This is a genomic window from thiotrophic endosymbiont of Bathymodiolus puteoserpentis (Logatchev), assembly GCF_900127505.1.
GTDB lineage: Bacteria > Pseudomonadota > Gammaproteobacteria > PS1 > Pseudothioglobaceae > Thiodubiliella.
In genome coordinates this window covers 2,309-7,013 of record NZ_UEXF01000078.1, presented here as the reverse complement: position 1 = coordinate 7,013, position 4,705 = coordinate 2,309, and the positions used below count along the sequence as shown (strand labels likewise).

General features: G+C 36.4%; 5 protein-coding genes. All 5 read right to left on the bottom strand.

The annotated features are described in order from the left end of the window. The coding region (locus BHECKSOX2_RS09965; RefSeq protein ID WP_180323767.1) for a hypothetical protein at nt 1-1,887 on the bottom strand (1,887 nt) is incomplete at its 3' end. A 108-nt stretch (nt 1,888-1,995) separates the two neighbouring features. Further along, complete coding sequence (locus BHECKSOX2_RS09960) at nt 1,996-2,409, bottom strand: hypothetical protein (protein WP_139683449.1); 414 nt, start codon at nt 2,407-2,409, stop codon at nt 1,996-1,998. Next, nucleotides 2,406-2,621 (bottom strand): hypothetical protein, encoded by a 216-nt coding sequence (locus BHECKSOX2_RS09955; RefSeq protein ID WP_180323766.1) that lies wholly within the window; start codon nt 2,619-2,621, stop codon nt 2,406-2,408. The genes BHECKSOX2_RS09960 and BHECKSOX2_RS09955 overlap by 4 nt, the downstream gene beginning before the upstream one ends. Before the next feature lie 251 nt (nt 2,622-2,872). After that, nucleotides 2,873-3,370, bottom strand: coding sequence for a hypothetical protein (locus tag BHECKSOX2_RS09950; protein WP_139683447.1), 498 nt, complete (start codon nt 3,368-3,370; stop codon nt 2,873-2,875). Next, on the bottom strand, nt 3,370-4,705 hold a 1,336-nt coding region (locus BHECKSOX2_RS09945; RefSeq protein WP_180323765.1), incomplete at its 5' end, for an HNH/ENDO VII family nuclease. The genes BHECKSOX2_RS09945 and BHECKSOX2_RS09950, both read right to left, overlap by 1 nt.

The window sequence follows — 4,705 nt, the reverse complement described above, 5'->3', positions numbered from 1 at the left end:
AATATTTTTACCTGTGTTTGGATTGTAGGCACTGTAAGCAATAACTTTGCCATTTTTATCTTGCATCTCTCGGACTTGATAATTACTATAATCGCTACTGGTGTTCTTTTTATTGGTAATTGTTACAACTACATTTGGATTGGTAGTAGATTTTTCCAATCTTTTCTGAGTGGCTTTACCATAGCAATCAGTGCCAGTACAAAAATCCTCTCCCTTACTCTTATCAATCCTCGCATAATCCTGATTATTACGCTCAACAAGCTTTGTGTTTTTTTGTGTTTCTGCTGGTGTGTTGCCTAGGTTTCTATTGTTGGTGCTTGCTAAGTTGCCATTGCCATAATTTTCTGAGGCAAACTCAACATAATCTCCGAAGTCATCTCCATAGTTGTCGGCATAAATTTCATTATCTGTTTTACTTGCGTTGTTTTGTGGGTTGGTGTTGATGCTTGGGTCTTGGTTGTCTAACGCATGGCTGGTTTCGTGTCCTATGGTGGTTGTTAAATCTTTGGTGTTGTTAATGTTGTCATCAATTAGGTAGATGTTGTTGTCTTCGCCATAATGGCCTGCTCTGTTGGTGTTGGTGTTGGTGTTGTCGTTGGTGTTGGCGACAATCTTAACCTCTGGGGCTTTATAGCCCAGTTCAGCCATGACGCTACCAACCAGTTCTTTTGCTAATTGTTGTTTTTGTGTTGGGGTTAAGTTAGGGTCGGTTAGGGCTTTGGCCAGTGCTGGGTTATTGGCTATTTTGGCTTTAATGGCTTCATCGGTTTTGTGGAGTTTGTTTGCTTCATTAAAGAAGTCTTTGAGTCCTGCTCTATCAGTATTGAGTATTTGCTTGATAGCAGAGGCTATCATGCCTGATTTTTTGATGTCCTGGGCAATCTTTACTCTACCTGCTTTGGTTAATAGACGCGTGTCTAACTCGCCTTTTAAGCCTTTATGAGAGGCTATGTTGTAGATGTCAACTTCTGTGTCTTTGATGTCTCTGTTGAGGAGTTTGGTGCTGGATTTGGAGTTGCTTTGGTTGATGTCTGCTATTTGGATATTGCCGTTGCCTAGGGTGGCTAGGACTTTGGTTTTAGCGTTGTGTTTGTTGTTGGTGTAATTAATACTGGCATTATTGATACTAGTGCTATTTTGGGTTTTGTTGGTTTTGTTAGTATTGTTGGTATTGCCGTTTTTATTGTTTTTATTATTTTTGTTGCTATTACCGTTTTTATCCTTTTGAACTGTTTTGCTGTTAGACAATGCTAGGTTAAATCCCATTGAGCTGTATTTGTTGTTGATGGTGGTGTTAAGACTACTGGCACTTAGACTATTGGTGGTGAGGTTTAGTTGTCCATTGTCGTTACCGTCTTTGTCGCCTGTGTCAGTGGCAGCAATTAAACTACCTGTAAGCTGGGTGTGCTCTTGGGTGGTGATGTTAACTTGTTTGGCGGTCATGCTAGTGAGTAGCACTGTTTTGCTGTTTTTATCAGCTTTGGCTTGATGAAAGCCTGCTGAGTTGATGCCACTACTGCCTGTGCCCATGCCCATGCCTATGCCTAGGCTTGCACCTTGAGAGCGGGTTTTGGATTTGTATTTGTTCTGTACGCTGGATACTGCTAGGTTTTTGGTGCTGATGTTGAGTTGCTCTGTGGCGTGTAGATTGGCACTTTTAATCACACTGTTTTGATGGGTGATATTGTTAGCGTTAATGTGGGTGTTTTGTTCTGAGGTTATATTGTCGCTATTGATTATTGTTCTATCGCTATTGATGTTGATGTTTTGGGTGAGGGCTTTATGGCTGAACTGATTTGCTATTTGAGAGACAGAATTTGCTTGGGCAAAAATTGGGCTAAGTGCCAAGTAAAAAGAAAAATAAAGCGTTAGCAATTTTTTAAGCATAGGATTATTTTAGCGAGATTTGGTGGGGTGGTTTGTTAAAACTACACACTGAGACAGATTTCCTTAATTTCATTATTTATCTATTTTAACTATTTGATCTGGTTGTTATTAACTAACGATTTCTCCAGTTTTTTGGTCTACCCAACCTATTTGAGGGCAATCTTCACTAAACCAAAAATCATATACTTTACCATCGTTTTCATCACTAACATTTTTTGGAAAGGCGTCTCGCATGTATTGGATGATTTCTTCATTTTGAATATCCCAAACCACAACCCATTCTAACACTCCTTTTTTATTATATTGATTTCTAACGGGTGCATTTTTTAATGTTATTGGAGGACAAAGAACCACTTTGTTATCATCTAGGAGCTTTTTTAGGGTTAGGAAAAACACTTCTTTGGTTTCTTCAAAAGTTAAACTTTCATCGCCGTACCAAATACCATTATGTATCCAATAGCCAAAAGCCTCGTCTAATGATAATTTGTAATTATCGTTTATATATTTGTCTAAATTCTTCATTTAAATTTAATCTCTTTTCCTTTTCTAATTCCTAAAAATTCCTTAGGCACATCAATCGTCCATCTTTCAGTTGTTCCGTTATTAACTTTGGAACTAGATAGATTTCTTAAAGCAAAATTGTTGCCATTTTTATCAACGCTCTTATATATTATTCCAGTATGTATTTTGCCAGTTTTTTTATTTTTTATAGTAAAGACTTCTTTTTTAGGCAACTTATTACCCGTTAACTGCTTAAAATAAGTCATCACTTGTTTATCGCTAGCCCCTTTAAAAACCTTTGCTCCACCATTCTTAGGTAGTGCTGTTAGTTGTTTATTGCCAATTTCAATCTGATTGTTTGGCTTGGTTTTATTAAATAAACTTTTAACTTGATTTGGGGTATTAACTGTTTTAAGGGATTTAGCTTTATTGGTGCTCTTTATAACCTTACCAACAACCGTCTAAGTTGATTGGACCATTACACTTAACCTTCCTCACTGTAATACCACTCTAAAAAAGCATAAAAAGAGGTAAAAATTGGCTTTAGTTTTCCTGCCATAAAATCATCCATCTCCCCCCAATCTACATCATAAACTGCATCTGTTTTTTTATCGTAAAAATAACTACCTTCTCCTTCTATTGATGAAATTCGCAAATATCTATCTGCAATGTTTGGATAGTTATCTGCATGAAATGGTTGTTTATAATCTTCGTAGATTTCATCTAATGAATATAATAAATCTACTTCTTCATTTTCACTTGAATCAATACCTGCATACATACTATAAAACTCATAAAAAGCTGCATCATTTTTAACACCGAGTTCGTTAAGAATATTAATTGCTTCACTTCTAGTATTAATTGTACTATTATATTTTTCTTTTGTATATCCTAAGTCTAAATAATATTTTAAATCTTCTTCTTCTTCTTCTTTTGTCTTGGGTCTAAATATGATCCATTTTTCAAAACATTTTGGCAACATTATTTATCCCCCTTTTCTAATTTTTCCAACCTTTTTAATCTTTCTTTATTAATCGCCGCCTTGTCTTTATTCCATTCTTTTCTATTAACTGGGCTGTTAGGATTTTGCTTTTTTCCATGCGGATGAAGTGCTTTTTTATTGACTAGATTTTGATGTGTTGTTTGTTTAATTTCAAATATTGGTCCACTTCCTTTTTGTTGTGAATGGTGCTGTTCTGTTGGAGCTACCTTGCCATCTTTTCCTTTTACATAAGGATTATTGCCTTTTCTCATCCATTCTCTGTTCGTATAAGGTTTTTTTGTAGCTGAATTAATTTTATTTTTTGGTAATTCCAAATCCAAATCAATCTTCTGTCCATAAAAATTATAAGTCTTACCACTTGGCACTTGAATGGTTTCTTTCTTAAAGATTTTATCTTTTGTTGTTCTTGCGACAGTTTTAGCACTGTTTTTGATACCACTCTTAACTGCACCGCCACCAACACCACCCCCTAAACCACCAGCAAGATCTAAAACAATATCACCACTTTTTGCATATTGTTTCCAACTGTCTCCTGTGCCACCGATTTCACCATCATCATGTAAACCGCCTATAGCGTTACTTGCGGTATTTTGATAGTTGGTTGCGTTTTCAAAAGAATACATTAGATTGTTTTCAACTAAGCCTTTGAAGGTAGCTAGCTCCTCAGGCTTCATGATAATATTTTTACCTGTGTTTGGATTGTAGGCACTGTAAGCAATAACTTTGCCATTTTTATCTTGCATCTCTCGGACTTGATAATTACTATAATCGCTACTGGTGTTCTTTTTATTGGTAATTGTTACAACTACATTTGGATTGGTAGTAGATTTTTCCAATCTTTTCTGAGTGGCTTTACCATAGCAATCAGTGCCAGTACAAAAATCCTCTCCCTTACTCTTATCAATCCTCGCATAATCCTGATTATTACGCTCAACAAGCTTTGTGTTTCTTTGTGTTTCTGCTGGTGTGTTGCCTAGGTTTCTATTGTTGGTGCTTGCTAAGTTGCCATTGCCATAATTTTCTGAGGCAAACTCAACATAATCCCCGAAGTCATCTCCATAGTTGTCGGCATAGATTTCATTATCAGTTTTACTTGCGTTGTTTTGTGGGTTGGTGTTGATGCTTGGGTCTTGGTTGTCTAACGCATGGCTGGTTTCGTGTCCTATGGTGGTTGTTAAATCTTTGGTGTTGTTAATGTTGGTATCATTTAGGTAGATGTTGTTGTCTTCGCCATAATGGCCTGCTCTGTTGTCGTTGGTGTTGTCATTATCGTTGGTATTGGTATTGGTATTGGTATTGGTATTGGTATTGGTA